27 protein-coding genes are annotated in these 23,549 nt (G+C 66.0%); 12 read left to right on the top strand and 15 right to left on the bottom strand.

Annotation, left to right across the window (positions count from 1 at the left end):
* Positions 1-13 precede the first annotated feature (13 nt).
* A complete protein-coding gene (gene bla, locus EH231_RS02910) occupies positions 14-898 on the top strand; it encodes a class A beta-lactamase (protein ID WP_124711832.1) in 885 nt (294 codons plus the stop codon).
* Here the strand turns inward: bla and EH231_RS02915 are convergent.
* The 3 genes from EH231_RS02915 to ald form a co-directional block, all read right to left on the bottom strand.
* Positions 890-1,360 (bottom strand): Hsp20/alpha crystallin family protein, encoded by a 471-nt coding sequence (locus EH231_RS02915; protein ID WP_124711833.1) that lies wholly within the window; start codon positions 1,358-1,360, stop codon positions 890-892. The genes bla and EH231_RS02915 overlap by 9 nt on opposite strands.
* A gap of 127 nt (positions 1,361-1,487) precedes the next feature.
* Positions 1,488-2,039, bottom strand: a complete 552-nt coding sequence (locus EH231_RS02920; protein ID WP_164480750.1) for a DUF4334 domain-containing protein — start codon at positions 2,037-2,039, stop codon at positions 1,488-1,490.
* Between the two features lie 97 nt (positions 2,040-2,136).
* Complete coding sequence (gene ald, locus EH231_RS02925; RefSeq protein WP_090425226.1) at positions 2,137-3,252, bottom strand: alanine dehydrogenase; 1,116 nt, start codon at positions 3,250-3,252, stop codon at positions 2,137-2,139.
* Between the two features lie 94 nt (positions 3,253-3,346).
* Here ald and aldR point away from each other — a divergent pair, with 94 nt between their 5' ends.
* The gene (aldR, locus tag EH231_RS02930; RefSeq protein ID WP_090425227.1) at positions 3,347-3,859 is read left to right on the top strand and encodes an HTH-type transcriptional regulator AldR; all 513 of its coding nucleotides are present in this window, start codon (positions 3,347-3,349) and stop codon (positions 3,857-3,859) included.
* 20 nt (positions 3,860-3,879) lie between these two features.
* Here the strand turns inward: aldR and EH231_RS02935 are convergent, their stop codons facing one another.
* Positions 3,880-4,650: an META domain-containing protein gene (locus EH231_RS02935; protein ID WP_090425228.1), complete on the bottom strand. Its 771-nt coding sequence runs from the start codon at positions 4,648-4,650 to the stop codon at positions 3,880-3,882.
* 429 nt (positions 4,651-5,079) lie between these two features.
* Between EH231_RS02935 and EH231_RS02940 the strand changes: the two genes are divergently transcribed.
* The 5 genes from EH231_RS02940 (at position 5,080) to EH231_RS02960 (ending at position 8,529) form a co-directional block, all read left to right on the top strand.
* Positions 5,080-6,231 (top strand): MCE family protein, encoded by a 1,152-nt coding sequence (locus EH231_RS02940; RefSeq protein ID WP_124714157.1) that lies wholly within the window; start codon positions 5,080-5,082, stop codon positions 6,229-6,231.
* Between the two features lie 164 nt (positions 6,232-6,395).
* Positions 6,396-7,133: a 4-hydroxy-tetrahydrodipicolinate reductase gene (gene dapB / locus EH231_RS02945; RefSeq protein ID WP_090425229.1), complete on the top strand. Its 738-nt coding sequence runs from the start codon at positions 6,396-6,398 to the stop codon at positions 7,131-7,133.
* Positions 7,130-7,600 carry a hypothetical protein gene (locus EH231_RS02950; RefSeq protein ID WP_124711834.1) on the top strand — a complete coding sequence of 157 codons (471 nt, stop codon included), beginning with the start codon at positions 7,130-7,132 and terminating at the stop codon, positions 7,598-7,600. Before dapB ends, EH231_RS02950 begins: the two co-directional genes overlap by 4 nt.
* Complete coding sequence (locus EH231_RS02955) at positions 7,597-8,052, top strand: flavodoxin family protein (protein ID WP_090425231.1); 456 nt, start codon at positions 7,597-7,599, stop codon at positions 8,050-8,052. Before EH231_RS02950 ends, EH231_RS02955 begins: the two co-directional genes overlap by 4 nt.
* Positions 8,053-8,064: 12 nt before the next feature.
* Positions 8,065-8,529, top strand: a complete 465-nt coding sequence (locus EH231_RS02960; protein ID WP_164480751.1) for a hypothetical protein — start codon at positions 8,065-8,067, stop codon at positions 8,527-8,529.
* Positions 8,530-8,536: 7 nt separating this feature from the next.
* Here the strand turns inward: EH231_RS02960 and EH231_RS02965 are convergent, their stop codons facing one another.
* Positions 8,537-9,454 (bottom strand): HpcH/HpaI aldolase/citrate lyase family protein, encoded by a 918-nt coding sequence (locus EH231_RS02965; protein ID WP_124711835.1) that lies wholly within the window; start codon positions 9,452-9,454, stop codon positions 8,537-8,539.
* A gap of 22 nt (positions 9,455-9,476) precedes the next feature.
* Positions 9,477-10,226 carry a dienelactone hydrolase family protein gene (locus EH231_RS02970; protein ID WP_124711836.1) on the bottom strand — a complete coding sequence of 250 codons (750 nt, stop codon included), beginning with the start codon at positions 10,224-10,226 and terminating at the stop codon, positions 9,477-9,479.
* Between the two features lie 42 nt (positions 10,227-10,268).
* Here EH231_RS02970 and EH231_RS02975 point away from each other — a divergent pair, with 42 nt between their 5' ends.
* Both EH231_RS02975 and EH231_RS02980 read left to right on the top strand, forming a co-directional pair.
* On the top strand, positions 10,269-11,069 hold the full coding sequence (locus EH231_RS02975) for a thymidylate synthase (RefSeq protein WP_124711837.1): 801 nt from the start codon (positions 10,269-10,271) through the stop codon (positions 11,067-11,069).
* The gene (locus EH231_RS02980; protein WP_124711838.1) at positions 11,066-11,557 is read left to right on the top strand and encodes a dihydrofolate reductase; all 492 of its coding nucleotides are present in this window, start codon (positions 11,066-11,068) and stop codon (positions 11,555-11,557) included. Before EH231_RS02975 ends, EH231_RS02980 begins: the two co-directional genes overlap by 4 nt.
* On the opposite strand, the gene EH231_RS02985 is transcribed toward EH231_RS02980, so the two are convergent.
* Positions 11,539-12,780: a DUF4303 domain-containing protein gene (locus tag EH231_RS02985; RefSeq protein WP_124711839.1), complete on the bottom strand. Its 1,242-nt coding sequence runs from the start codon at positions 12,778-12,780 to the stop codon at positions 11,539-11,541. The two genes, EH231_RS02980 and EH231_RS02985, sit on opposite strands and share 19 nt — an antisense overlap.
* A gap of 94 nt (positions 12,781-12,874) precedes the next feature.
* On the opposite strand from EH231_RS02985, the gene EH231_RS02990 reads away from it, so the two are divergent.
* The gene (locus EH231_RS02990) at positions 12,875-14,077 is read left to right on the top strand and encodes a winged helix-turn-helix domain-containing protein (RefSeq protein WP_124711840.1); all 1,203 of its coding nucleotides are present in this window, start codon (positions 12,875-12,877) and stop codon (positions 14,075-14,077) included.
* Here EH231_RS02990 and EH231_RS02995 read toward each other — a convergent pair.
* Together EH231_RS02995 and EH231_RS03000 are read right to left on the bottom strand one after the other, a co-directional pair.
* Positions 14,054-15,460 carry an APC family permease gene (locus EH231_RS02995; RefSeq protein WP_124711841.1) on the bottom strand — a complete coding sequence of 469 codons (1,407 nt, stop codon included), beginning with the start codon at positions 15,458-15,460 and terminating at the stop codon, positions 14,054-14,056. The two genes, EH231_RS02990 and EH231_RS02995, sit on opposite strands and share 24 nt — an antisense overlap.
* 31 nt (positions 15,461-15,491) lie before the next feature.
* Positions 15,492-16,421 (bottom strand): proline iminopeptidase-family hydrolase, encoded by a 930-nt coding sequence (locus EH231_RS03000; RefSeq protein WP_124711842.1) that lies wholly within the window; start codon positions 16,419-16,421, stop codon positions 15,492-15,494.
* Positions 16,422-16,490: 69 nt separating this feature from the next.
* Between EH231_RS03000 and EH231_RS03005 the strand changes: the two genes are divergently transcribed.
* A complete protein-coding gene (locus EH231_RS03005) occupies positions 16,491-17,279 on the top strand; it encodes a FadR/GntR family transcriptional regulator (protein WP_124711843.1) in 789 nt (262 codons plus the stop codon).
* A gap of 16 nt (positions 17,280-17,295) precedes the next feature.
* Here EH231_RS03005 and EH231_RS03010 read toward each other — a convergent pair whose 3' ends face one another.
* From EH231_RS03010 to EH231_RS03035, 6 genes are all read right to left on the bottom strand, one after another.
* Complete coding sequence (locus tag EH231_RS03010) at positions 17,296-18,543, bottom strand: sulfotransferase family protein (protein WP_124711844.1); 1,248 nt, start codon at positions 18,541-18,543, stop codon at positions 17,296-17,298.
* Positions 18,540-19,616, bottom strand: coding sequence for a DUF1214 domain-containing protein (locus EH231_RS03015; protein WP_090425240.1), 1,077 nt, complete (start codon positions 19,614-19,616; stop codon positions 18,540-18,542). The genes EH231_RS03010 and EH231_RS03015 overlap by 4 nt, the downstream gene beginning before the upstream one ends.
* Complete coding sequence (locus EH231_RS03020; protein WP_164480752.1) at positions 19,613-20,167, bottom strand: TetR/AcrR family transcriptional regulator; 555 nt, start codon at positions 20,165-20,167, stop codon at positions 19,613-19,615. Before EH231_RS03020 ends, EH231_RS03015 begins: the two co-directional genes overlap by 4 nt.
* 139 nt (positions 20,168-20,306) lie before the next feature.
* Entirely contained in the window at positions 20,307-21,092 is a 786-nt protein-coding gene (locus tag EH231_RS03025; RefSeq protein WP_090425242.1) for a bestrophin-like domain, read from the bottom strand.
* Between the two features lie 71 nt (positions 21,093-21,163).
* Complete coding sequence (locus EH231_RS03030; RefSeq protein ID WP_090425243.1) at positions 21,164-21,445, bottom strand: hypothetical protein; 282 nt, start codon at positions 21,443-21,445, stop codon at positions 21,164-21,166.
* A gap of 260 nt (positions 21,446-21,705) precedes the next feature.
* On the bottom strand, positions 21,706-22,572 hold the full coding sequence (locus tag EH231_RS03035; protein ID WP_090425244.1) for a DMT family protein: 867 nt from the start codon (positions 22,570-22,572) through the stop codon (positions 21,706-21,708).
* A 184-nt stretch (positions 22,573-22,756) separates the two neighbouring features.
* On the opposite strand from EH231_RS03035, the gene thyX reads away from it, so the two are divergent.
* A complete protein-coding gene (gene thyX, locus EH231_RS03040; RefSeq protein ID WP_090425245.1) occupies positions 22,757-23,509 on the top strand; it encodes an FAD-dependent thymidylate synthase in 753 nt (250 codons plus the stop codon).
* Positions 23,510-23,549: the final 40 nt, after the last annotated feature.

Raw genomic sequence — 23,549 nt, forward strand, 5'->3', positions numbered from 1 at the left:
TACGCTGGGTCCGATGACGGGACTCTCGCGACGCAATGTTCTGATCGGTTCGCTCGTGGCGGCGGCTGCCGTCGGTGCCGGTGTGGGTAATGCCGCACCGGCTCTCGCGGCCCCGGTCGACGACCAGATCGCCGAACTGGAACGTCGTGACAACGCCCTGATCGGCTTGTACGCGGCCAATCTGGATTCCGGGCGGATTCTCACGAACCGGCCCGACGAGATATTCGCGATGTGCTCGACGTTCAAGGGCTATGCCGCCGCGCGGGTGCTGCAGATGGTCGGGCGCCGTCAGATCTCGCTGGACAACCGGGTGTTCGTGGACCCGGAGGCGATCGTGCCGAACTCCCCGGTCACCGAGACCCATGCCGGTGCCGAGATGACGTTGGCGGAGCTGTGTCAGGCAGCGTTGCAGCGCAGCGACAACACCGCGGGCAACCTGCTGCTGAAAACGATTGACGGGCCAGCAGGTATCACCGCATTCGCCCGCAGCGTCGGAGACGAGCGCACCCGGTTGGACCGCTGGGAGGTTGATCTGAACTCGGCGATACCCGGCGACCCCCGGGATACCTCCACCCCGGCGGCATTGGCGGTCGGGTACCGCGCGGTGCTGGCCGGTGACGCGTTGAGCCCGCCGCAGCGCCGCCAGTTGGAGGACTGGATGCGGGCCAATCAGACCTCGAGCGTGCGTGCGGGGCTTCCGGAGGGCTGGACCACGGCCGACAAGACCGGGAGCGGGGATTACGGCAGCACCAACGACGTCGGGATCGCCTATGGGCCGAACGGGCAACGATTGTTGCTGGCGGTGATGACACGGTCGCAGGCCGACGACCCGAAGGCCGACAACCTGCGCCCGCTCATCGGTGAGTTGACGGCGCTGGTGCTGCCGTCGCTACTCTGAGTGCTCGGCGGATTCGATTGCCGTCGAGCCGTTTTCGGTGTTCTGGATCTCGATCTGGCGGGCACCGGCGGGGTTCTCCGACAACGGCACCCGCACGGTCAGGATGCCGCGCTCGTAGCCGGCGGTGATGTTGTCCTCGTCGGCTTCGGCGGGCAGTGTCACGGTGCGCAGGAACGAGCCGTAGGAGAACTCCGACCGCGCGGTGGTGTCGGCTCGCTCCGAACGCTCGGCCTTCACCGTCAGCTGGCCGTCGGCCACGGTGATCTGAACGTCGTTGGCCGGATCGATACCGGGGATCTCGGCACGCAGTTCGTAGTGGTCCTCGGTGACCTCATCCTCGATGCGCATGAGGTTGCGCTCGAAGATCGGCCGCAGGCTGGCGAACGGGGTGATCCCGGCGAAGAACTCCGAGAGCTCGGGCAGCAGCGGGCGGGGCTGGTGCGCGACGGGCAGGTTGACCATGGGTGACTCCTCAGTTCTGGAACGTCGATCGGAGGAAAAGGCCTTGTAACGCTTGCCCTTTCGATCCAAGCACCGACGTGGAGCCACCGGCCGAATGTGTGGTGAACAGCGTGCGTACGGGCGGCTGCTAGGTCACCCGCAGGGAGTCGTCGCGCTGCAGGACGAAGAAGTAGGGCTTGTGGGAGTTCCGCAGGTCCATCGCCCCGATCACGGCGTCGTCGGACAGGCGCCGGAACACGTCGTTGATGGGCAGCTGGTCGTAGACCATCGTCGCGGTATCGACGCCGCGGTAGCGGGTGGTCCGCAACCTGGCCTTGGGCGCACGGGTTTGTAGGACGGGCCGCAACGCTGCGATCGGCGCCGACATCGACCGGTTCCGAAGCAAAGGGATCTTGGTCGACACCGCGAGGCCCGCGAAGGCCGGCGCCGGGTTGAGGGCCCACAGCGACGTGCCGTCACCGGCGGGGAACAGCAGCGGGTGAACGGTCTCGCCGTCGACGAACTGTTTGCCCCACCAGCCGCTGGCCGCCAGCAGGCCGTCCATCGGATGGCCGGTCGGCAATTCGGCACCGTGCCAGGTGCCGAGCATGAACTCCGGCTCGACGGCCTCGGCCGCGTCGAAGGCGCCCAGCGCCTCACTCGTGGTCATCGGAACAGTGGGAAACAACTGCTGCAGCATGGACGCCACCATACTTGACACGTGTCAAGAATGGCTACGGGCCGAAATGCGCATCGCCCGGCCGGAGCGAACTCCAGCCGGGCGACAGTGCGTGAGATCAGGCCAGGACCGTGGCCGGATCGGTGAACGGCATGTTGAGGTCGAAGGCGACCTGCTCGGACAGCAGCGCGCCCTCGTGCGTCGAGAGGCCCTTGGCCAGTGCCTGGTCGGCCTCGCAGGCGGCCTTCCAGCCCTTGTCGGCCAGCTTGAGCACGTACGGCATGGTGGCGTTCGTCAGCCCGAAGGTGGACGTGCGCGGCACCGAGCCGGGCATGTTGGCCACGCAGTAGAACACCGTGTCGTGCACGGCGAACGTCGGATCGTCGTGGGTGGTGGGCCGCGAATCCTCGAAGCAGCCACCCTGGTCGATGGCGATGTCGACCAGCACCGCGCCCGGCTTCATTTGGGCCACGGTCGAATTGGTGACCAACTTGGGGGCCTTGGCGCCCGGGATCAGCACCGCGCCGATCACCAGGTCGGCCTTCTTGACGGCCTCTTCCAGTTCCAGCGACGACGAGTAACGGGTCTCGATGCTGCCGTTGTTCTCGTTGTCGATCTTGCGCAGCGTGTTGATGTTCAGGTCGAACACCGTGACGTGGGCGCCCATACCCTTGGCGATGCGCGCGGCGTTGTAGCCGGCGACGCCACCCCCGATGACGACGACCTCCGCCGGTGCGACGCCGGGGACGCCACCCATCAGCACGCCGCGGCCGCCCTGCGTGCGCATCAGGTGGTAGGAGCCGACCTGAGCGGACAGACGCCCCGCGACCTCGCTCATCGGGGCGAGCAGCGGCAGCGCTCCGTCAGCGGTCTGCACGGTCTCATAGGCGATCGAGGTGGTGCCCGAGGCCAGCAGCGCGTCGGTGCATTCCTTGGATGCCGCCAGGTGCAGATAGGTGAACAGCGTCTGGCCCTTGCGCATGCGCGAGTACTCGGCCGCGATGGGCTCCTTGACCTTGAGGAGCAGTTCGGCGTCGGCCCAGACCTGGTCGGCCGTGGTGACGATCTGAGCCCCTGCGGCCTTGAAGTCGTTGTCGGAGATGGCCGAGCCTTCGCCCGCGCCGGCCTGGATGATCACGTCGTGTCCGCGTCGGGTCAACTCCGCCACGCCCGCCGGGGTGATCGCCACGCGGTACTCGTTGTTCTTGATCTCGGTCGGGACACCGACGAGCATGATCGCTCCTTCACAGTTTGGGATGCTGAAATAATTGTGAAGAACCTTCGGTTATTGAGCAATATCTCCGATAAAGATTCGTTAGAATCGTCTAGTGGTGGAAGAATCGTCAATATTGCCCGGACGTGCGGCCCGTTCGCCGAAGGATGTTCGGCACGAACTCGATGAAGTGGACCGGCGCATCCTGCTGGCGCTGCATGCCGATGCCCGCATTTCCAACAGCGCGCTGGCCGACGCGGTTGGTGTCGCCGCGTCGACCTGTCACGGTCGGGTGCGCAGGCTCCAGGAGATCGGGGTGATCCGGGGCTTCTACACCGACATCGATCCGGCTGCTGTGGGGCTGAGCCTGCAGGCGATGATCTCGGTGAGCCTGCAGTCGAACGCGCGGGGCAAGATCCGCAATTTCATCGCCCACATCCGCAAACTACCGCAGGTGATGGACGTGTACTTCCTGGCCGGGGGAGACGACTTCATCCTGCATGTGGCTGCTCGGGACACCGATGATCTGCGGGCGTTCGTGGTGGAGCACCTCAACGCCGACGCCGATGTCGCGGGTACGCAGACGTCGCTGATCTTCGAGCATCTGCGGGGAGCGTCACCGCTCTGAAGGTCACCCCCCCCTTGACGTCACTGCGCCCGCAGTACCAGCCCGTTGCCGTCGGTGCCGGAGAGCTTCAGTTCATCGGCGTCGATGGCGGTCTGGACCGTGCCCTTGAGGACCCGCAGCACGGCCTGCTCAACTTCGCCGACCTCCGGTGCGCAGGCCATCCTGGTGGTGGCCAGCGGGCCGAACTCGATGACTGCCGGCGACCCGGAAACCGTTGCGTGGCCGGTGATCCGGTTGCATCCGGTCGAGCCACTCACGGCGCCGTCGTCCCCGATGGTCAGCGTGGGCTTGGACTGCTCGAGGGCGACCGAGGTGGTGACCGCCTGCGCGGACACCAGGCTGGTGACCTGCCAGGTGGTGCCGGTGAGCGGGCGATCGGGGTCGACCACCTTCTTGTCCCGCAACGTGACGGTCGCGGCGTCCGTGCGCAACGTGAGGGCATCGCCGGACAGCGACCAGGTGGGCTTGGCGTCGAAGAACTTCGATACCCAGGCGTCGGAATCGCCGACCGGTGGCGCGCAGGCCATCATCGTCATGGCCAGCTGTGTGGTGATCCGCCCATCAGCCAGATTGGCGGTGCCCGAGCCGTGGTTACAGCCGGCGAAGATGCTGATCTGCGTCCCGTCGAATCCGACGGTCAACGGGCCGCCGCCGGGGATCTGGTCGCCCTCGACCTGGACCGAGACAAAGGTGCGGCCGTTGAGGTCATCGGCGTCGGCAGCGGCGTTGTCAGAACACCCCATGAACAGAAGGACAGCGACGGCGAACGGCACCAGCGGGATCAGACGCATGGGTCCACCGTAGATGGCGGATTCCTCTGCGCCCCGGTTATATGCAATCAGCTTGGATGACAGTCGTTTTCGTCGCCATCTTCACTCGTATCGACGTCAGGCGCATGTCACTGAGGGATGGCGGGAGAGCTGCGCGTCCGGCCCGCGATGCTCCGGATGCGACTCGCGGAGCGTTAGGTCAGTTACTTCTACCCAGAAGGTGTGACGCGCGCCTCCCGCCGGTGGCAATTTGATGTTTGCCGCACTCGGGGCCTTGCAGTTGCAGTCGTCTCTGATCGTTTGCGAGAGTTCTGCTCGCTCACTCGCTGACCAACTGGTTGGCCGCGTCAACAGTTTGGAGGTTTGTGCGTGGCCTCATCGCGGTTCCAGCCCGAACGGCAATTCAAGCACTGGCGATACGACCCGCCCTACAAGACGGCGTGCGCGGGGATGATCATCGTGCTGGTCGCGGTGCTGACGCTGACGTGGATGCAGTTCCGGGGTGCGTTCGAGGAGAAGACGCAGCTGACCGTGTTGTCGGGCCGGGCCGGTCTGTCGATGGACCCGGGCTCGAAGGTCACCTTGAACGGTGTGCCGATCGGTCGCCTGGCGTCGGTCGACGTCGTCACCGTCGACGACAACCCCGAGGCCAAGCTGACCCTGGACGTCAAGCCTCAGTACCTGAAGCTGATCCCGGAGAACGTGACCGCCGAGCTGCGGGCCACGACGGTGTTCGGCAACAAGTACATCTCGTTCCTGTCGCCGGCCAACCCGTCGGCAGCGCGGTTGTCGCCCGGAACGCCGATCCGGGCCCAGGGTGTGACGACGGAGTTCAACACCCTGTTCGAGACGATCACCGCGATCTCCGAGCAGATCGACCCGATCAAGCTGAACCAGACGCTGACGGCCACCGCGCAGGCCCTCGACGGCCTGGGTGACAAGTTCGGCCAGTCGATCGTCAACGGCAACGACATCCTGTCGGACCTCAACCCGCGTATGCCCCAGATCCGCCGCGACATCGCGGGTCTGGCGGACTTGGGCGAGGTTTACGCGAATGCGGGTCCGGACCTGTTCGACGGTCTGACCAATGCGGTCGCCACCGCCCGCACGCTCAACGAGCAGCGCGACAATCTGGATCAGGCGTTGGTGGCGGCGGTCGGCTTCGGCAACACCGGCGGGGACATCTTCGAGCGCGGCGGCCCCTATCTGGTCCGCGGCGCCCAGGACCTGCTGCCCGTCAGCGAGATGCTCGACCGCAACAGCCCGGCGTTGGCGTGTTCTGTCCGCAACTATGCGGAGGCAGCGCCGAAGTTCGCCGCGCAGACCCGCAACGGCTACGCGCTTGAGCTGCACGATTTCCTGATCGGCGTTGGTAATCCGTACGTCTATCCCGACAACCTGCCGCGGGTCGACGCCAAGGGTGGACCCGAGGGCCGGCCCGGCTGCTGGCAGCCGGTCACCAAGGACCTGTGGCCGGCTCCATACCTGGTGATGGACACCGGGGCGTCGATCGCCCCGTACAACCACCTCGAGATGGGGCAACCTTTGGTGTCCGAGTACGTGTGGGGCCGCCAGATCGGCGAGAACACCATCAACCCGTAGGCGTCTGGACGAGCCAAACGGCCCGCCACACTGTTCATGATTCGAACGTTGGTTCGATGCTGTGACCCTCCTATTCGGTTTGAGGCTGCAGTGACAAGAGGGGTCAAAGTTTTCTCGGACCGGCCCGAACATCGCCGACAGCGCCGGGCAGTAGGCTCCCAACCATGCGAGTTGGCGTTCTCGGAGCTAAGGGCAAAGTCGGCGCGACCATGGTGCACGCGGTCGAATCCGCGGAGGATCTGACATTTTCGACCGGGGTCGATGTCGGTGATCCGTTGACGTTGCTCACCGACACCAAGACCGACGTGGTCATCGACTTCACCCATCCCGATGTGGTGATGGACAACCTGAAGTTCCTCATCGACAACGGTATTCACGCCGTCGTCGGCACCACCGGATTCACCTGGGAGCGCATCGAACAGGTCGAGGCCTGGCTCAAGGAGAAGCCCGAGGCGGCGGTGCTCATCGCGCCGAACTTCGCCATCGGCGCCGTGCTCTCGATGCACTTCGCCCAGAAGGCCGCCCGCTATTTCGAATCGGTCGAGATCATCGAACTGCATCACCCGCACAAGGCCGACGCGCCGTCCGGCACGGCCGCACGCACCGCGAAGCTTATCGCCGAGGCGCGAAAAGGCATGCCGCCCAACCCGGACGCCACCAGCACCGGCCTAGACGGCGCCCGCGGCGCCGATGTGGACGGCGTGCCGGTGCACTCGGTGCGACTGGCCGGGCTGGTCGCTCACCAGGAGGTGCTGTTCGGAACCCAGGGCGAGACCCTGACCATCCGGCACGACAGCCTGGACCGGTCCTCGTTCGTGCCCGGTGTGCTGCTGGCCGTGCGCAAGATCGGCGAGCGGCCGGGTTTGACCATCGGCATTGAACCGCTGCTCGATCTGTCGTGAGCGACGGCGCGCGGTCGCTGCGCATCCAACTGGTGATCGGCTTCATGTGCCTGGCCCTGATCGCCTACTTCCTGATGCTGGGGCGCACCGCGGTCGTCTTCATCGGCTCGGGGGAGCCGGCCGCGATCGGCCTGGGCGCAGCGCTGCTGGCTTTTCCGCTGATCGGTGTCTGGGTGCTGGTCACCACGCTGCGTGCCGGCCTGGCGCACCAGCGGTTGGCCCGTCTCGCGCGCGAGCAGGGCATGGAACTGGACGTCAGCGAATTGCCGACGCGGCCGTCGGGGCGCATCGAACGCGATGCGGCCGATGAACTGTTCATGACGGTCAAGGCCGAACTGGAAGCCGACCCGGACAATTGGGTTCGCTGGTACCGGCTGGCCCGAGCCTATGACTTCGCCGGTGACCGTGGTCGCGCACGCGAGACCATGCGCACGGCAGTGCGGTTGCAGGAGCAGCAGTCGGCATGACCAAGACACTGCTGGTGGTGCATCACACGCCGTCTCCGGCGACGCGAGAGCTCCTGGAAGCAGTGCTGGCCGGAACACACGATCCGGACATCTCGGGCGTCACGATCGAATCGAAGCCCGCGTTGGCTGCAACCGTCACCGACATGTTGTCCGCGGACGGCTATTTGTTCGGCACCACAGCGAATTTCGGCTATATGAGCGGTGCCCTGAAACACTTCTTCGATACTGTGTACTACCCGAGCCTCGATCATGTGGCCGGGCGTCCGTACGGGCTGTGGGTGCACGGCAACAACGACACGGTCGGTGCGGCGAGCGCGGTCGACAAGATTGTGACCGGGCTGGCGTTGGTCAAAGCGGCTGACGTGCTTGAAGTTACGGGTGAGGTAGACGGCGGTGTCCGGGAACGGGCCTATGAGCTGGGCGGCACCCTGGCCGCAACGCTGATGGAGTGATGGAGGGACGGTATGCCAGGAATCGCCGAACTTGCGCTAGGGGCGGCGCCCATCGCCGGTGGTGCGATGCTCGGGGTGATCGCGGGCAATCTCAAACCGCCGGACATCCGCGGCATGATCACCAAGGACCTCGACCTGCTGGACCGATTGCCGGCCGAGGATGTCGAGCGGAAGGCGCGGCTCAAGGCCAGTATCGACGAACGAATCGACGGCCTGATCGATGCGAGTGACCGCAGTCGCGAGATCCGTGAAGCCGCGATGTCCTACCGCGGGAATTGGCGGGACATCGTCGTTTTCGTCTGCGCGCTGCTGTTCACGTTCATCTGGTGGAACGTCAGTCACAGCCGGTCCAACTGGCTGGTGATGTTCATTGCGATGATCATCGTGTCTGTCGCCGCGGGCATCTACGCGGGCCGCGGTGTGACGCGTGCGATCAGTACGTTCCTGCACCGCAACGACGCCAACCCGCAGCCCTGAGCCACCCTCAGTAGTGGTACGTGTCGGACGGGGCCGGCACGTGATCCGGATCGTCGCTGTACTCGGGTTCGTGGATGCCGTACGCCCTGGCCAGATCGAGGATCTTGTTGGCCCGGGCGATACGGGGCAGGTCCGACCCGTTGCGGATCTCCCCGCCGTCACGCTGGAATTCGGCGAAAAACTCTTTGGCCCAGCTGATCTCGTCCTGGGAGGGGGCCAGGCCCTCGTTGACCGTCGGGCACTGGTCTGGCGTCAGGCAGATCTTGCCGGTCATTCCGAACTCGGCCGAGACCGCGGTGGCCTCCGATAGCCGCAGCGCGCTGGACCCCACGGTGGGGCCGTCGATGGCTCCGGGTAGCCCGGCGGCCTTGGCAGCGATGGTGAACCGTGACCGCGCATACGCCAGGGTTGCCGGGTTCTCGCCGAAGCCGGTGTCGCGCCGGAAGTCGCCGATACCGAAGGCAAGCCGGAACGCGCCCTTGGCTGAAGCGATCTCGGTGATCCGCTCCAGGCCGCGGGCGGTCTCGACCAGCGCGACGATCGGCACGTCGGGCAGGCGGCGGGCCGTCTCGGTGACGTGGTCCACCGACTCGACCATGGCCAGCATCACACCGCCGACCGATGTGCCGGCCAGCATCTCCAGGTCATCGGCCCACCACGGGGTGCCGAAGCCGTTGATCCGGACCCAGTCGCTGTTGTCGTCGGCCAGCCACCGGGTCACCTTCTCGCGCGCGGCCACCTTGTCCTTGGGGGCCACCGCATCCTCGATGTCGAGGACGACGATGTCGGCGCGGGAGCGGGCCGCCGGGGCGAACCGCTCATACTGTGCGCCGTTTACCAGCAACCAGCTCCGGGCCAATACCGGGTCGATCCGGAATCCGGGCTCGGTGGGATGGGACTCATCGGAGAAGGGCTGGTCATACACGCCGTCAATCGTCGCTTACTGCCTATGCCGGGGTGAAAGCGGCCCCGAACACCCGCTCGGTGTTCTCCCAGTGCCGCTTTGCGGCTGCTTCGTCATACACCGCCGCATGATCGGGCACCGCGAAGCCGTGCGCTGCGGGATAGAACTCGATGGTGTGGTCGACGGCGGCGCCCGACAACGCGTCCTCCAGCCGTTTGGCGTCGTCTTCGGTGAAAGAGGCGTCGTTCTCGGCTGCGGCCACGTAGACCACGGCCTGGATCTTGTCGGCCAGCAGGTGGGGGCTGTCCGGATCGTCGGCGACTGCCAGCCGGCCGCCGTGGAAGGAGAGCGCGGCCGCGACCCGCTCCGGCACCCGGGTGGCGACGATCAGGGATGCCCGCCCGCCCATGCAGTAGCCGGTGGTGCCGAACTTCTCCCCGGTGACATCCGGCCGGGCCGCGAGGTAGTCGAAGAACGCCTCGGCGTCGGCGGCGAGGATCTCCGGGGTGAGCGTGCTCATCAACTCGAAGAGCTTTTTGCGCTGCTCCTGGTCGGTGAACACGGTGTTGAGGTCGATGGGTCCCCAGCCGGGGTTTCGGTAGTAGACGTCGGGTACCAGCACGACGTAACCGAATCCGGCCAGCTTCGCCCCCATCTCTTCCATGGTGGGTCGCAGGCCGCCGGCGTCCGGGAACAAAACGACCCCAGGCCAGGGGCCGTCTCCCTCCGGCGTGGCGACGGTGACGCGGCAGGTGCCATCGGAGGTGGTGATCGTGTCAGTGGTGGTCGGCATGGCTACCGTTCTACTCCCCGTGACGGCACGTAAGCTGAGTGTGTGCCGATCCAGACCCCCTACGAGGACCTGTTGCGGAAGGTGACCGAGCAGGGGGTGGTGAAATCCGATCGCACCGGTACCGGCACCCGCAGTCTGTTCGGGCACCAGATGCGTTACGACCTGGCCGCCGGCTTTCCGTTGATCACCACCAAGAAGGTGCACACCAAATCGGTCATCTACGAGCTGCTGTGGTTCTTGCGCGGAGAGTCCAACGTGCGGTGGCTGCAGGACCACGGTGTCACCATCTGGGATGAATGGGCCAGTGAGACAGGCGATCTCGGTCCGGTTTACGGCGTGCAGTGGCGTTCGTGGCCGACTCCGTCAGGTGAACACATCGACCAGATCTCGAACGCCCTCGATCTGCTCAAGCGTGATCCCGATTCGCGGCGCAACATCGTCTCGGCGTGGAATGTCGGCGAGATCCCGCAGATGGCGCTGCCGCCGTGCCACGCCTTCTTCCAGTTCTATGTGGCTGACGGGAAGTTGTCCTGCCAGCTCTACCAGCGGAGCGCAGACCTCTTCCTGGGTGTGCCGTTCAACATCGCCAGCTATGCCCTGCTGACGCACATGATGGCCGCGCAGGCCGGGCTGGGCGTCGGTGAGTTCGTCTGGACCGGCGGTGACTGCCACATCTACGACAACCACGTCGAGCAGGTGGCCCTGCAGCTGAGCCGGGAACCCCGGCCGTATCCCGAACTTGTTCTGGCGCATCGTGATTCGATATTCGACTACACCTATGAGGACGTCGCGATCGTGAATTACGATCCGCATCCGGCGATCAAGGCTCCTGTCGCTGTATGACCGACGATCTTCGAGCCCTGTCGATGATCTGGGCCCAGTCGACCTCTGGCGTCATCGGCCGGGACAACGACATCCCGTGGCACTTGCCGGAGGATCAGGCCCGGTTCAAGCAACTCACCCTCGGGCAAACCGTGGTGATGGGTCGCCTGACGTGGGAATCGTTGCCCGCCAAGGTCCGTCCGCTGCCTGGGCGGCGCAACGTCGTCATCACCCGCGACCCCGGGTACGTGGCCGAAGGCGCCGAGGTGCTGACCGGACTCGATGACGTCTTCCGGGGCTGGGTGATCGGCGGGGCCCAGATCTATGCGCAGGCTCTTCCACACGCCGTCCGGTGCGAGGTGACCGAGATCGACGTCGACCTGCCGGCCGTCGCGGGGGATGCGTTGGCGCCGGTGCTCGACGACTCCTGGACCAAGACCACCGGGGAGTGGATGACCAGCGGCTCGGGACTTCGGTACCGGTTCTGCAGCTACGTGCGGGCGCGGTAGCCGGCCAGCCTGCGCACTTCGCTGTCGGGGTCGTCGGCCGCGAGCTCGTCGATCCGTTTCTCCAGGGCCTTCACCTCGTCGCTGTCGAGGTTGCCGGGGCCCATGGGGCCGATCAGATCGCTGATGACGATGACCGCGTGGCAGCGGATCAACGGCTTGGAATGGTCGAGTCCGAGCCGGGTGCCGGGCAGGTCAGCGGCGTCGAGCGTGCAGTATCCACGTCCCGGCTTCAGATCTTCTGCCACGATCGGCGCGACAGACGGATCCGCGAGCCCGGCGGCCAACAGTGTGTAATCCAGCGGCGGGTGCCCTCGCCCCTGATCGCGAAACGAACGGTACGGCGCGGCGACCGCGGCCGATCTGCTGCCCGCCGGCAGCTCGGTGCGGGCCAACACCTCCAGGCCGACGCCGAGGCGGCCCAGGGCAGTCGCCACCCAGTCGTGGGCGTTGCCGCGGAGCGGTAGCGCTGCCCACAGTGCGTCCAACACCTCGGGCGTCGCGATGTTCAGGTCCGCGAGGAGTTTGGCGCCCACCCACGCGGTCTCGGGGTGGCCGAGTGCCGCAATCCCGACCGGCACCGCGGCGGTACCGGTGTCGAGCAGGAGTTCGATCGCGCGTTCCCGGCCGAGTTCGGTGGGTGGCCCGGGGGCCAGTCCTGCCGCCGCGGCGAGGGCTGACACCCGCTGCTCAACCGGCATGGCCAGCACGTTTCGTTCGGTCTCGGCTGCGGCGACGTACTCGGGAAAGTGGCGCCGCAGTTCATCGGCGGTCAACGACCTAACGAGCAGCTCCGCGTCCTCGTCATCGAGGTAGACCACAGCGTCGGCGGGCAGGGTGCCGTCGGCGACGAGCGCCGTGCGGGTTCGGGCAGCGATGTTGAGCATCGCCTCCGCGAACCGCTCCCATTCCTGTTCCCACTGCGCGCGGGGCAGCCCGGTGACGGCTGCGCTGAGCCGCTCACCCCACTGCGGATCGGTGTCGGCCCACTCGTAGTGCTGGTATTCCCAGTCGGGCGGGCTGAACCGGCAGTCCGGGTCATCGACCGACTCCTCGGTGGCCAGCGCCAGGTTGGGGAGGTAGATCACCCCGGTGGTCTCGGCGTAGAACTCGCTGAACGCCACGGCGTACGGCGTCTCGGCGTCGGCCGCCTCGACCATCTCGCGGACCGCCTTCGCGGCGGCCATGCTCAACTCCGTCTCGAACGCATCCCAGTCGAACGCCACGCGGACCAGTATCGCCAATCCGCTTCGCTACTTGTCGGGCCCCTCGCTCCAATCCGCTTCGCTACTTGTCGGTCCCCTAGGGAACGATGGTCGGGTGGCCACACTGACTCCCACGCAGGCCCGCCGCATCGCCGTCGCGGCGCAGGGTTTTCACGAATCCAAACCCCGCGGCCCGGTCACCCGTGCGCACCTGCGCAAGCTGATCTCCCGGATTCAGGTGCTGCAGCTGGATTCGGTGTCGGTGGCGGTGCGGGCGCACTACGCCCCCGTGTTCAGCCGGCTGGGACCGTACGACCGCGACACATTGGACCGGGCCGCGTGGTCGCACAGCGCGCGTTCACCCAGGCTGCTGGTGGAGTATTGGGCACACGAGGCCGCACTGATGTCCGTCGAGGACTGGCCGCTGCTGCGGTGGCGGATGCGGGAGTACACCCACGGCCGGTGGGGCACCGAGATCGTCCGGAAGAACCCCAAGCTGGCCGAGGACATCGTCGCTGCCGTCGCCGAACTCGGCCCGTCGACCGCCGGACAGATCGAGGCTCACCTGGAATCGGAGCCGCGCGGCCGCAAGGGACCGTGGTGGGACCGCAGCGAGACCAAGTGGGTGGCCGAGGCGCTGTGGTCCTCGGGGGTCTTGACGACGGCGACGCGAGTGGGGTTCGCCCGGCACTACGACCTCACCGAACGGGTGCTGCCACCGGAAGTACTGGGCCGGGAGGTCGGCGACGAGGAGGCAGTTCGCGAGCTCGCGCTCCGGGCCGCCACCGCGCTGGGCGTCGGCACCGAGGCCGATATCCGTGACTACTTCCGGATGGGGGCCAGACAGGTCAAGCCGGCCATCGCCAAGCTGGTGGCAGACGGGGAGCTGGAGCCCGTCGACATCGACGGAACCCCGGCGTATCTCCGCGCGGGCCAGGCCGTGCCGCGCCGTGACCGCGGGACAGCGCTGCTGTGCCCGTTCGACCCGTTGATCTTCTTCCGCCCCCGGGTGGAGCGGATGTTCGATTTCCACTACCGGATCGAGATCTACACACCCGCGCCCAAACGCCAATTCGGTTACTACGTATGGCCGTTCCTGCTGGACGGTGAACTGGTGGCGCGGGTGGACCTGAAACGCACCGACGCGGCGCTGCAGGTGCCGGGCGCGTTCATCGAGAACGGCCAGGACCCCGCGCGGGTGGCGGAGGCCCTGGCCGTCGAGCTGAGGACGATGGCGTCGTGGCTGGGGGTGGGCGAGGTCGAGGTGGGGGGCCGTGGCGACCTCGCCGAGCCGTTACGTCGCCGGTTCCTCAGCTAGCTCGGGGACCCCGCGTCCTCGGATCATGTTGGTGATGAAGATGATCCCGCCGATCACCAGCCACACGATGCCGCCGATCTTGGCCAGCGCGTCGGCGTTGATCAACACGTAGCCGATGATCAGGAAGCCGATGGTCGGCACCACGAGGTGCAGCAGGTAGTTCTTCGACTTCTGGCGCACCAGGTAGTACCAGATGACCGAGGCGTGCAGCAGGCAGAAGCCGAACAGCGCACCGAAATTCACCAGCGACGAGATCAATCCGATCTGACCGACGAAGAACAGCACCAGCACCAGGCTCAGGGCGCTGACCACCAGGATGGCTGCGATCGGCACCTTGCGGGAGCTGATCGTGGACAGGAATGCGGGCAGCTGGCGGTCGCGGCTCATCGAGAACAGCAACCGGCTGGTGGCGGCCTGGGCTGCCATCGCGTTGGCGAAACCGACGGCCAGCACGTTGACCACGAAGAACGCGTTCATCCAGCCGGTGCTCGACGCGGCCTGCACCAGTAGGAAGAACGCGTTGCCCACCTCGTCGTCGCTGAACGATTCGCGGCCTCCGGCCAGCAGGCTGGCCAGCCAGGTCTGGGTGATGAACAGGAACGCCACCACGAACAGGGCGACGATCATCGCCCGGCCGGCCGGGTTCTTCTTACCGGTCGATTCCTCGGCCAGTGTCGAGATGCCGTCGAAGCCCAAGAAGCTCAGCACCGCGATCGACAGCGCGGCCGCGATCAAGGGCGCGGTGACCACCTCGGAGTTCCAGATCGGCAGCGCACTCCAACCGACGTCGGGGAGGGACTGTCCGTTGATGGCGCGTACCGCGATGATCACGAAGAGCACGACGAAAACCAGTTCCACGGCGAGGAATACGCGGTTGACGAGCTTGAGCGAACCCACGCCGAGCAGGTTGATGATGGTGTTCACCACCACGAAGACGATCGCCCACACCCAGCGCGGAGTGTCCGGGAAGAGTCCGACCATCGATTCGGCGGCGAAGACGTAGAGCAGAGTGGGGATCAGCAGGTAATCGAGCAGTATGGCCCAGCCTGCGAAGAAGCCCAGGCCGGGGTGGATTCCGCGGCCCACATAGGCGTACACCGATCCCGCCAACGGGAACGACTTGGCCATCTGGGAGTAGGCCAGCGCGGTGAACACCATCGCGATCAGCCCGATCAGGTAGACCAGCGGCACCATGCCCGACGCGCTGTTGTAGACCGTCCCGAAGATGGTCCACGGTGCGATGGGCACCATGAACACCAAGCCGTAGACGATGAGGTCGGCCGTTGAGACGGAGCGGCTGAGTTCCTGCTTGTAGCCGAATGATTCGAGATCGCGTTGCCCTTCACCGGTGGTGAGATGGGCGGCGGCCGCTTCGGTTGCCATGGCGTTCCTGTCGAGTCGAAGGTGAGAAGGGTCAGACCCGGGCGGCAGCGGCCAGATCGTGCTGATGCAGGAACTCGGCGATCACCGAGCGGAACTCCTCGGGTTTCTCCAGATGAGTGCAGTGGCTGGTGCCGGGGAACACGTGACTGCGGGCATCGGGAATGAGGTCGGCATAGGGCTGCCAGGTCGCCGGGGTGGCCTCGTCGAACTCGCCGGCGATGACGAGTGCCGGGGCGGTGACCGACGGCAGCCGGTCGATGATGGTCCAGTCGCGCAGAGTCCCGATGACGTGAAACTCATTGGGGCCGTTCATCGTGTGGTACACGGTCGGCTCGGCCTCCATCTGGGCCACGGTGTCGGCGAAGTCCTTGGGCATCGGCTCGACCCGGCAGACATGGCGACGGTAGAACTCCTCCGTTGCGGCCAGGTATTCGGGATCGGTGACCGTGCCATCGGCCTCGTGACGCTCCAGCGCGGACCGGACCTCCGGGGGCAGTTGGGCGCGAAGTTCGGCGGCGCCCTCGACCCACAACTGCATCGAGGCAGGCGAGTTGCAGATTGACAGCGAAGCCAGTCCCTCCGGGACACGGACGGCGATCTCGGCGCCGAGCATGCCGCCCCACGACTGTCCGAGCACGTGATACCGGTCGATCCCGAGGGCCTCGCGGACGGTGTGGAACTCGTCGACGAAGAGCTGCGGTGTCCAGAAGCCGGCAGGGGCGTCGGGCAGGTGTGTGCTGTTACCGCAACCCAACTGGTCGTAGTGGATGACGGTGCGGCCGGTCTCGTCGGCCAGCGCGGCGATGTTGGCGACATAGTTGTGGGCCATGCCGGGGCCACCGTGCAGGACGAACAGGGGGAGGGCGCCGGGGTGCGCGGATTTCGGGGTGGTGATCTGGACCCAGGTCTCGTGGCCGCGGAAGGCCACCGTGCGGGTGGAACAAGGCATGGCGGACAGCATGGACCAATAATGGTCTCGCAACAAGACCATTAATCAGAATTTAATTTGAGACGTCGATATTGTGTGCCCATGGGGAATCCCGAGCCGCAGACGACAGAGCCCGTGGGCGCCATGCCCGGGTTGCTCGAGCGCGAACTCGAATCCTCCTCGCGGGTGGACGAGATCACCGACCGTCTCGTCACCGCATTGGCGATCGGCGAATACCTGCCCGGATCCCGCCTGCCTGCCGAGCGTGAACTCGCCGCGTCCCTGCGGGTCGGGCGGATGACGGTACGAGCGGCCCTGTCCAGGCTGGTCGAGCTGGGCTTGGTGGAGACCCGGCGCAGCGGCCGCGGCGGCGGCACCTACGTGCTGCAGCAATGGCCGGAATCGTCGACCGCCGCCGTCGGGCGCACCCTGACCATGCGGCTCGATGAACTGCGGGACCGCTGCGACGCCATCTGCCGCATCCACGGTGCGGTGTGCCGTGCAGCCGCGGAGTCGCGCACCGATCACGATCTGTCCATGCTGCGGGAACGGCTTGAGGCCTACCGTTGCGCCGAGAGCGGACTGGCCGCCCAGCAGGCGGACAGCGCGTTGCACCTGGCGATCATGGACGCGGCCGGCAATCCGGTGCTCAAACAGATGCTGCTCGAGTTGGAAGCCTCCGTGAGCATCGCCGCACCGGCCCACCTGTGGGGTGAATCGGCGACCATGCGCCACATGGAACTACGGGCCCTGCGGGAGCACGAACAGCTGATCGATGCGATCGCCGGGCGTCGCGGGGACGACGCCGAAGCACTGGCACGCGCACACCTGGCGATCGACTTCGAACACATCACGGCCGCGATGCGGCGCGCCGGAGGCCTGGCCGACTGATGGTCGGCCAGGGCGCCTAGCCGAGGAACCGCTCGCGGTAGTCGCGGAATCGCTCGGCAAGAGCGGCCGGATCGAGGTTCAGGTTCGCCGCGTCGTAGATGACCCCGCCGTAGCGTCCGCGCGGGTGTTCGGTGAGGAAGTCGGTCATCGCCGCACGTACATCGTCACCGAACGGCTGGTCGGCGAGTCGGTAGATGTCGGCCAGCGTGGCCCGCTCGTCAGCCATGAAGTCGTCGAACCGGACGTCGATGGATTGCCCGGCGGGCAGCACATCGCGGTCGCGGATGCAGCCGGTGAGCAGATCGTCGATGCGGTTCAGCCAGTGCCCGGTCATCTTGGCCACATCGGGCTGAGCCACGGCCATCCGCATGGCATAGCAGATCATGGTCATCATCGACAGCGTCACGTCGACCGGATCGCGGTGGGTGACAACGAAAGTCGCGTCCGGGAACGTCCCGGCCAGGGTCGGGAACTGTTCCAGATGCTGTGGTGATTTGAGTACCCAGCGGGTTCCGCCGCGCAGCCATTGCATCGCCTGCAGGCTGCGCTTGACGTACGCGTATGACGGCGCCTGGTCGTGTGCCTTGTAGTGGGCGGTGAAACTCGGCACGTAATAGGTCGTTTCGAACAGCATGCCGGAGATGTCGTTGGCCAGGAGCTGGATCTCCTCGTGCGCGTGCTCGACGGTCATGTCATGCATGCGGCGAAACTCCGGCAACGAGGTGTTCACCAGTTCCAGGCCGGCGGCACAGCGATCGCGGCGCGGTTCGGGTGTGTCCTCTCCGGGGCCGGGCAGCGGTTCGAGGCTTTCCCAATAGGGCAGGTAGCGGAGAGTGGGATCGGCGGCGAGGAGGTTGTGCAGATGCGTGGTGCCGGTACGGGGGAGACCGCAGATGATGATCGGTCGTTCGATCGCGATGTTCTCGATCTCGGGATGATCAGCGATCAGTGCCTCCAGGCGCAGCCGGTTGACCAGGTTGCCCACCAACTGCTCGAATGCGATCGCGAGTCCCGTATCGGACAAGCCCGCCTCGTCGCGCAATGCGGTACAGAGCACGTCGAGACGTTCCCGGAACGCCGGGTCGCCGAAATCGTCCAGCCCGGTGCGCTCGGTTGCGACCGCCAGCACCGCGTCCGGATTGAGATCCAGATTCGCGCCGTAGGCGGCCAGTCCGTCGCGGATGAGTTGGGCCGCAGGGGGATACACCGGATTGGCCAGATCATCGAACCGGATCGGCGCCGGACGTTGCATGCTGGTGGTCACAGGGCCGCTACCTCGGCCACGTCCACAACCCGGCACTGTGGGTGCGCCGGGGTCTCCTCGGGCAGGAACCAGCGCAGCCAGATGAGACCCTTGGACCTCCCCGCCGTCGACACCCAGTTCGGGTGCCCGGGATCCTTGTCGCTGATCACGATCCGCCAGGATCCGTCCGGTTCGTAGGTGACGTGCGCGCCGTTGATCGTGACGCGTTCGTGGGTGTAGTCGTAGGTGTGCAGGAACGGATTCCACAGGCACAGATTCCAGAACACGCACTCAGGTGAGGTGCCCTCGATGACCAGGGCCTGATCCGGCGTCAGATCGTAGGAGCCCATGGAGTACGCCGCGTCACCGGCGGACCACCCGTAGGCGTTCTGGGGGACCGGGAACGGCGGGTGCAGCTGATTGGCGGGCTCCACCTTGGTGGGCAGGAAGGAAACCTGTTCGTGCAGCCAGTTCTTGGCGTAGCGGAAGCGGCGGGCCAGCTCCGCGGCACTGTCTGAACGCCGGGCGGGCGGATTGAGCGTCTCGATCCGCCACACCGGCCGGCGCCCGGTGGCAGAATCGTTCAGATAGTCACGGGTCAAGGCGAATTCGGCGTCGGCTTCCAGTTTGAGCCAGGCGCCCGGGTGCTGGTCGGGACTCATGATGAACTCGAAGTTCCCGTCCTCGTCGAATTCCAGATCGCGATCGTTGATGGTGCCGACGATGCGGTCGCTGTATCGGCCCTCACCCGGCCCGCCGTAGACCGTCAGCGACAGGTACACCGCGTCACCGCGGTTGCCGGTGACGCGGTAGGTGCGGTCCGGGTTCAGCGGGGCGAGCTGATAGAAGGCGTCCGCGTTGTCTCCGCCCCATTTGAGGTAGGGGCTGGTGACGTCGATCAGGATCGGCTTGTCGCGGTCGCCCCGCACATAGGCGTCGACGCTGACCTGCAGCACGCTGAATGCCAGGCGGTATCCGTCGAGCAGGTCGGGTTCGCTCAGCGCAGGTTCGGCGTTGAGCAACTTCTGCTCGATGCCGCGCACCTCGTCGAGAAGCGCGTTGAACGCCTCGGACAGCTCGGCCTTGTCGGTCATTGGTGATCCTTCCTTCGGGGGTGGGTAAGTCCGGCTCCTTCGATCAGCAAGGAGCACAGTCGGTCTGCGGTGTCGTCGACGTCCACGTCCGGCTCCATGTGGGCGGTGTAGAACGCGGTACCGAGTACTGCTTGGTAGACCATGTCCACGTCGACATTGGGGTGGACATGGCCCTGTTCAACGCCGGAGGAGACCAGAGACCCGAAGGCGGCCTTGGTCCGCTCATCGAGCAGTTGTTGGGTCCGGATGTGCAGCTCCGGGTCGCGACGGCGTTCGGTGAGTATCCCGAGCGCGGCGGCCTCGACCACCGGATCACGCCAGAACGTGAGCACCGCGCGGGCGAAGGCGCGCAGATCAGTCTCGAAATCTCCTGATGCCGATAGGAGTTCGCCGCCGGGAGGCTGGCCGAATGCGGCGTCGAAGACCAGGTGGGCCTTCGACGGCCACCGCCGGTAGATGGTGGGCCGGCTGACGCCGGCCTCGCGCGCGATGGCCTCGATGGACAGCTGGTCATAGCCGTCACATGCGAGCAGGCGACGGGTGGCGCTCATGATGTCGCGCTGAGTTTGTGGATCACGCGGCCGTCCGGGGCCTGTGAGCGAGGACACACGATTAAATTACGATGCGTCACGTAATTAAGTCAAGGCTCAAGTTTTGACGCATGCGACGGGACATGGGATCGCGATCCGGTCAGGTTCCTTGGTCGATCAGGTCGAACACCATTAGCGCGTGTGAAAAGCGTTGTGGAGTAACGCCTATCGGGCCATAGGGGTGATCCAGCATGAAGACCAGGAACAGCAGCAACGACAGCAGAACGGTCACCGTGCTCACCAGGATCATGTGGGCGCGGTTGTTCTCCAGCCGCATGAAGCTCGCGAGGGTGATCAGGACCAGACTGCCGAAGATCAGCGCGCACCACAGCAGTGGGGGTATTCGTGGACTCGAGTTGAGGATCCGTGCGCTGCGGTCCGAGGTCAGGACGGCCAGTTGGCTGAGGAACTGGCTTTCGATCGGGGTCGCGGTGGCGTCGGGTTTGGCGGTGCCGACGATGCGATACATCTCGGTGAGTGCGTGCCGGCCGTCGTTGTTGATGGTGCCGAACTCCTCCTTGCCCCATTCCGGGCCCTGGACTGCGGCCGCATACCTGCGGAGTTGTTCGCGCACCTGGGCCTGTTCCGGCTGCGGCATGGCCACGGTCTGGCGATACATGGTTACCAACGTCGAGGCTTCGTTGGACACGTTCGTCTCAGCTGAAAGGTATTGCTGCCATCCGACGACCACGGTGAACCCGAGGAGCGCCCCGTAGACGAGGCCGACGACCGTGAGGAACGGCGACAACACCGAGTTGTGTTCTGGTCGTGTGTCACGCGCGATGACCCGGCTGGCCAGCAGCACGCTACCGACCGCCAGTGCCACCGCGCCGACGACCACCACGGCGAGCATGGTCCAAGCTCCGAACAACCCGAAGTCGCCCATAGTCGACCAAGGATGTCAGCAAAATACTCGGCGCGGAGGTGGATCTTTCCGTTTGGCCTGCGGTTGGCAGATCAGATCATCTGCAGTGCGGCGAGATGGAGATCGGTCGAGGCGAAGGTATTGGCGGGCTTGATGCGCTTGTGGGCGACGCCACCGAGGCGCCGCTCGGAGAAGATGATGCGGCCATCCGGGCTGAACCCGATCTCCAGTTCGGTCACCACACCTGTTGCGCTGAGCAGGGGGTGCTCCCACACCATGGTGCGGTACTCCGCGTTGGGTCCGCTGTCGAAGATCAGGTCCCAGTCCTTCTCGTTGGCGCGTTCTCGGACCAGATCCAGTATTTCGTAGTGCACGGTCGCTCCTCTCGTGATCGCTGTCGTTCGGTATGGCGGAGATATGTTGTGCTGCAGGGGGATCGGTGGGATTCTCGCAGAAAGCACCGAGCTTGTTCGTGCCCCAAGTTTGGTGTAGTCAGTGTCCGGCGTCTGTCCGCTGATCGGCCCGGCACTCGGGCCAACCCGGATCCGCCGATCGGGGGACAACGAGGGCCGAAAGGTACTGGGGTGGGTCGGTCTGGATATCCGCCGGGCGGCTCAGGATGCAGCGACCACCCTCAGGAACTCTGGGCGCGGTCGTACTCAGCTGCGCCGGAGATGGCGAGTGCCACGGCGCCGGTCACGGCGGCGATGAAGGCGATGACGACCAACCAGCCGTATCCCGGCCGTGAGGCATCACCCAGCAGCACGACGCCGACAATGCCGGGCACCACGGTTTCGCCGACCACCAATGCCGCCGCCACGCCGTTCACCGAACCCACCTGCAGGGCAACGGTGAACAGGTAGAAGCCGCCGAGGCCCGCGACCAGCACGGCCCACATCGCCGGGTCCGCGATCAGCACGCGGAGGTTCAGGGGATCGAGACCGTCGACGAGTCGTATCGCCACCGCCATCGCCCCGTAGAGCACGCCGGCGATCAGGCCCGCGGGCACGGCAGCATTGCGCCCGAGCAGCCGGACCAGTGCGGCGCCCAGACCGAGGATGATCGCGGACACCACCAGGACACCCCAGTGCGTGACCGCGCCGGGATCCCGGTCGCCCAGGGGTCCCGCGGTGGCTCCCAGGATGCACAGCGCCACAAGAACTATGGCGATCGCGGTCCAGTCGCGCCGATGGAGCCGAACGTGGAGAACGAACAGGCTCAACACGGCGGTGACCACGAGATTGGCGCTGATGATCGTCTGCGACAGGAACAGTGGGATCAACCGGGCCGAGACCAGGCTGCCCACGAAGCCGAGTAAGTCCAGCGCCATGCCTGCGATGAAGACCGGGGCGAGCATCGCGCCGATCGTCGAACGCAGGGTGGGGCCGCGGTCTGCGGTTTCGGTTGCGTCGACGGAATGGCTTGCGGCGTACGACTGCAGCACCGAGGCGGTGCCGTAACCGACGCACGCGAGCAACGCGGCCGCTACTCCGATCAGCACTGCGAACCGCCGGACATCAGGCGATTGTAGGAGCGCGACAGGCGCGGCAGGGCGAACCGGCGCCGATTTCTACCGCAGGGTCGTGGTTGTGGCGGCACTGACAACCCTGGCGTGGAAATCGGCGCGCTGCCGATCCGCGCCGGACCCGTCAACGGTCCGGACCCCGCAACAGTAGGGTGGGCGAGTGGCCGAGATCGCGCCGCTGCGCGTGCAGCTGATCGCCAAGACGGAATTCCAGGCACCGCCTGACGTGCCGTGGAGCACTGATGCCGATGGCGGGCCCGCGCTCACCGAGTTCGCCGGCCGGGCCTGTTACCAGAGTTGGTCGAAGCCCAATCCGAGGACGGCGACCAACGCGAGCTACATCCGTCACATCATCGACGTCGGGCATTTCTCGGTGCTCGAACACGCCTCGGTGTCCTTCTACATCAGCGGTATCTCCCGGTCGGCCACCCACGAGCTGATCCGGCACCGGCATTTCTCCTACTCCCAGCTCTCGCAGCGCTATGTGCCCGAGAACGACGCCGAGGTGGTGGTGCCGCCCGGGTTCGAGGACGACCCGGAGCTGGTGGAGATCTTCACCACCGCCGTCGACGCCAGCCGCGCCACCTACGCCGAACTGCTCGCTCGTCTCGAAGCCAAGTTCGCCGACCAGCCCAACGCTGTTTTGCGCCGCAAGCAGGCCCGACAGGCCGCCCGGGCGGTGCTGCCCAACGCCACCGAGACCCGCATCGTGGTCACGGGCAACTACCGCGCCTGGCGCCATTTCATCGCGATGCGGGCCAGCGAACACGCCGATGTGGAGATTCGCAGGCTGGCGATCGCCTGTCTGCGCGAGCTCGTCGGAGCAGCTCCGGCGGTGTTCTCCGATTTCGAGATTTCGACGCTGGCAGATGGTAGTGAGGTGGCAACCTCCCCGCTGGCGACGGAGGCTTGAGACCACCGGGTAATCTTGGCGCGTGAGTACGAGCGGAATC

Origin of the sequence: Mycolicibacterium nivoides, assembly GCF_003855255.1 — a bacterium.
Classification (GTDB): domain Bacteria; phylum Actinomycetota; class Actinomycetes; order Mycobacteriales; family Mycobacteriaceae; genus Mycobacterium; species Mycobacterium nivoides.

What these genes read in the sequence shown, in the direction of transcription:
- bla (WP_124711832.1), top strand. Translation starts at nt 14, where the DNA reads ATGACGGGACTCTCGCGACGCAATGTTCTGATCGGTTCGCTCGTGGCG.
- EH231_RS03025 (WP_090425242.1), bottom strand. Translation starts at nt 21,092, where the DNA reads ATGGGCGACTTCGGGTTGTTCGGAGCTTGGACCATGCTCGCCGTGGTG.
- EH231_RS03020 (WP_164480752.1), bottom strand. Translation starts at nt 20,167, where the DNA reads ATGAGCGCCACCCGTCGCCTGCTCGCATGTGACGGCTATGACCAGCTG.
- EH231_RS03015 (WP_090425240.1), bottom strand. Translation starts at nt 19,616, where the DNA reads ATGACCGACAAGGCCGAGCTGTCCGAGGCGTTCAACGCGCTTCTCGAC.
- EH231_RS03000 (WP_124711842.1), bottom strand. Translation starts at nt 16,421, where the DNA reads ATGCTGTCCGCCATGCCTTGTTCCACCCGCACGGTGGCCTTCCGCGGC.
- EH231_RS02955 (WP_090425231.1), top strand. Translation starts at nt 7,597, where the DNA reads ATGACCAAGACACTGCTGGTGGTGCATCACACGCCGTCTCCGGCGACG.
- EH231_RS02935 (WP_090425228.1), bottom strand. Translation starts at nt 4,650, where the DNA reads ATGCGTCTGATCCCGCTGGTGCCGTTCGCCGTCGCTGTCCTTCTGTTC.
- EH231_RS02960 (WP_164480751.1), top strand. Translation starts at nt 8,065, where the DNA reads ATGCCAGGAATCGCCGAACTTGCGCTAGGGGCGGCGCCCATCGCCGGT.
- EH231_RS02970 (WP_124711836.1), bottom strand. Translation starts at nt 10,226, where the DNA reads ATGCCGACCACCACTGACACGATCACCACCTCCGATGGCACCTGCCGC.
- EH231_RS02940 (WP_124714157.1), top strand. Translation starts at nt 5,080, where the DNA reads ATGATCATCGTGCTGGTCGCGGTGCTGACGCTGACGTGGATGCAGTTC.
- EH231_RS02980 (WP_124711838.1), top strand. Translation starts at nt 11,066, where the DNA reads ATGACCGACGATCTTCGAGCCCTGTCGATGATCTGGGCCCAGTCGACC.
- EH231_RS03005 (WP_124711843.1), top strand. Translation starts at nt 16,491, where the DNA reads ATGGGGAATCCCGAGCCGCAGACGACAGAGCCCGTGGGCGCCATGCCC.
- EH231_RS02920 (WP_164480750.1), bottom strand. Translation starts at nt 2,039, where the DNA reads ATGCTGCAGCAGTTGTTTCCCACTGTTCCGATGACCACGAGTGAGGCG.
- ald (WP_090425226.1), bottom strand. Translation starts at nt 3,252, where the DNA reads ATGCTCGTCGGTGTCCCGACCGAGATCAAGAACAACGAGTACCGCGTG.
- dapB (WP_090425229.1), top strand. Translation starts at nt 6,396, where the DNA reads ATGCGAGTTGGCGTTCTCGGAGCTAAGGGCAAAGTCGGCGCGACCATG.
- EH231_RS02915 (WP_124711833.1), bottom strand. Translation starts at nt 1,360, where the DNA reads ATGGTCAACCTGCCCGTCGCGCACCAGCCCCGCCCGCTGCTGCCCGAG.
- EH231_RS02995 (WP_124711841.1), bottom strand. Translation starts at nt 15,460, where the DNA reads ATGGCAACCGAAGCGGCCGCCGCCCATCTCACCACCGGTGAAGGGCAA.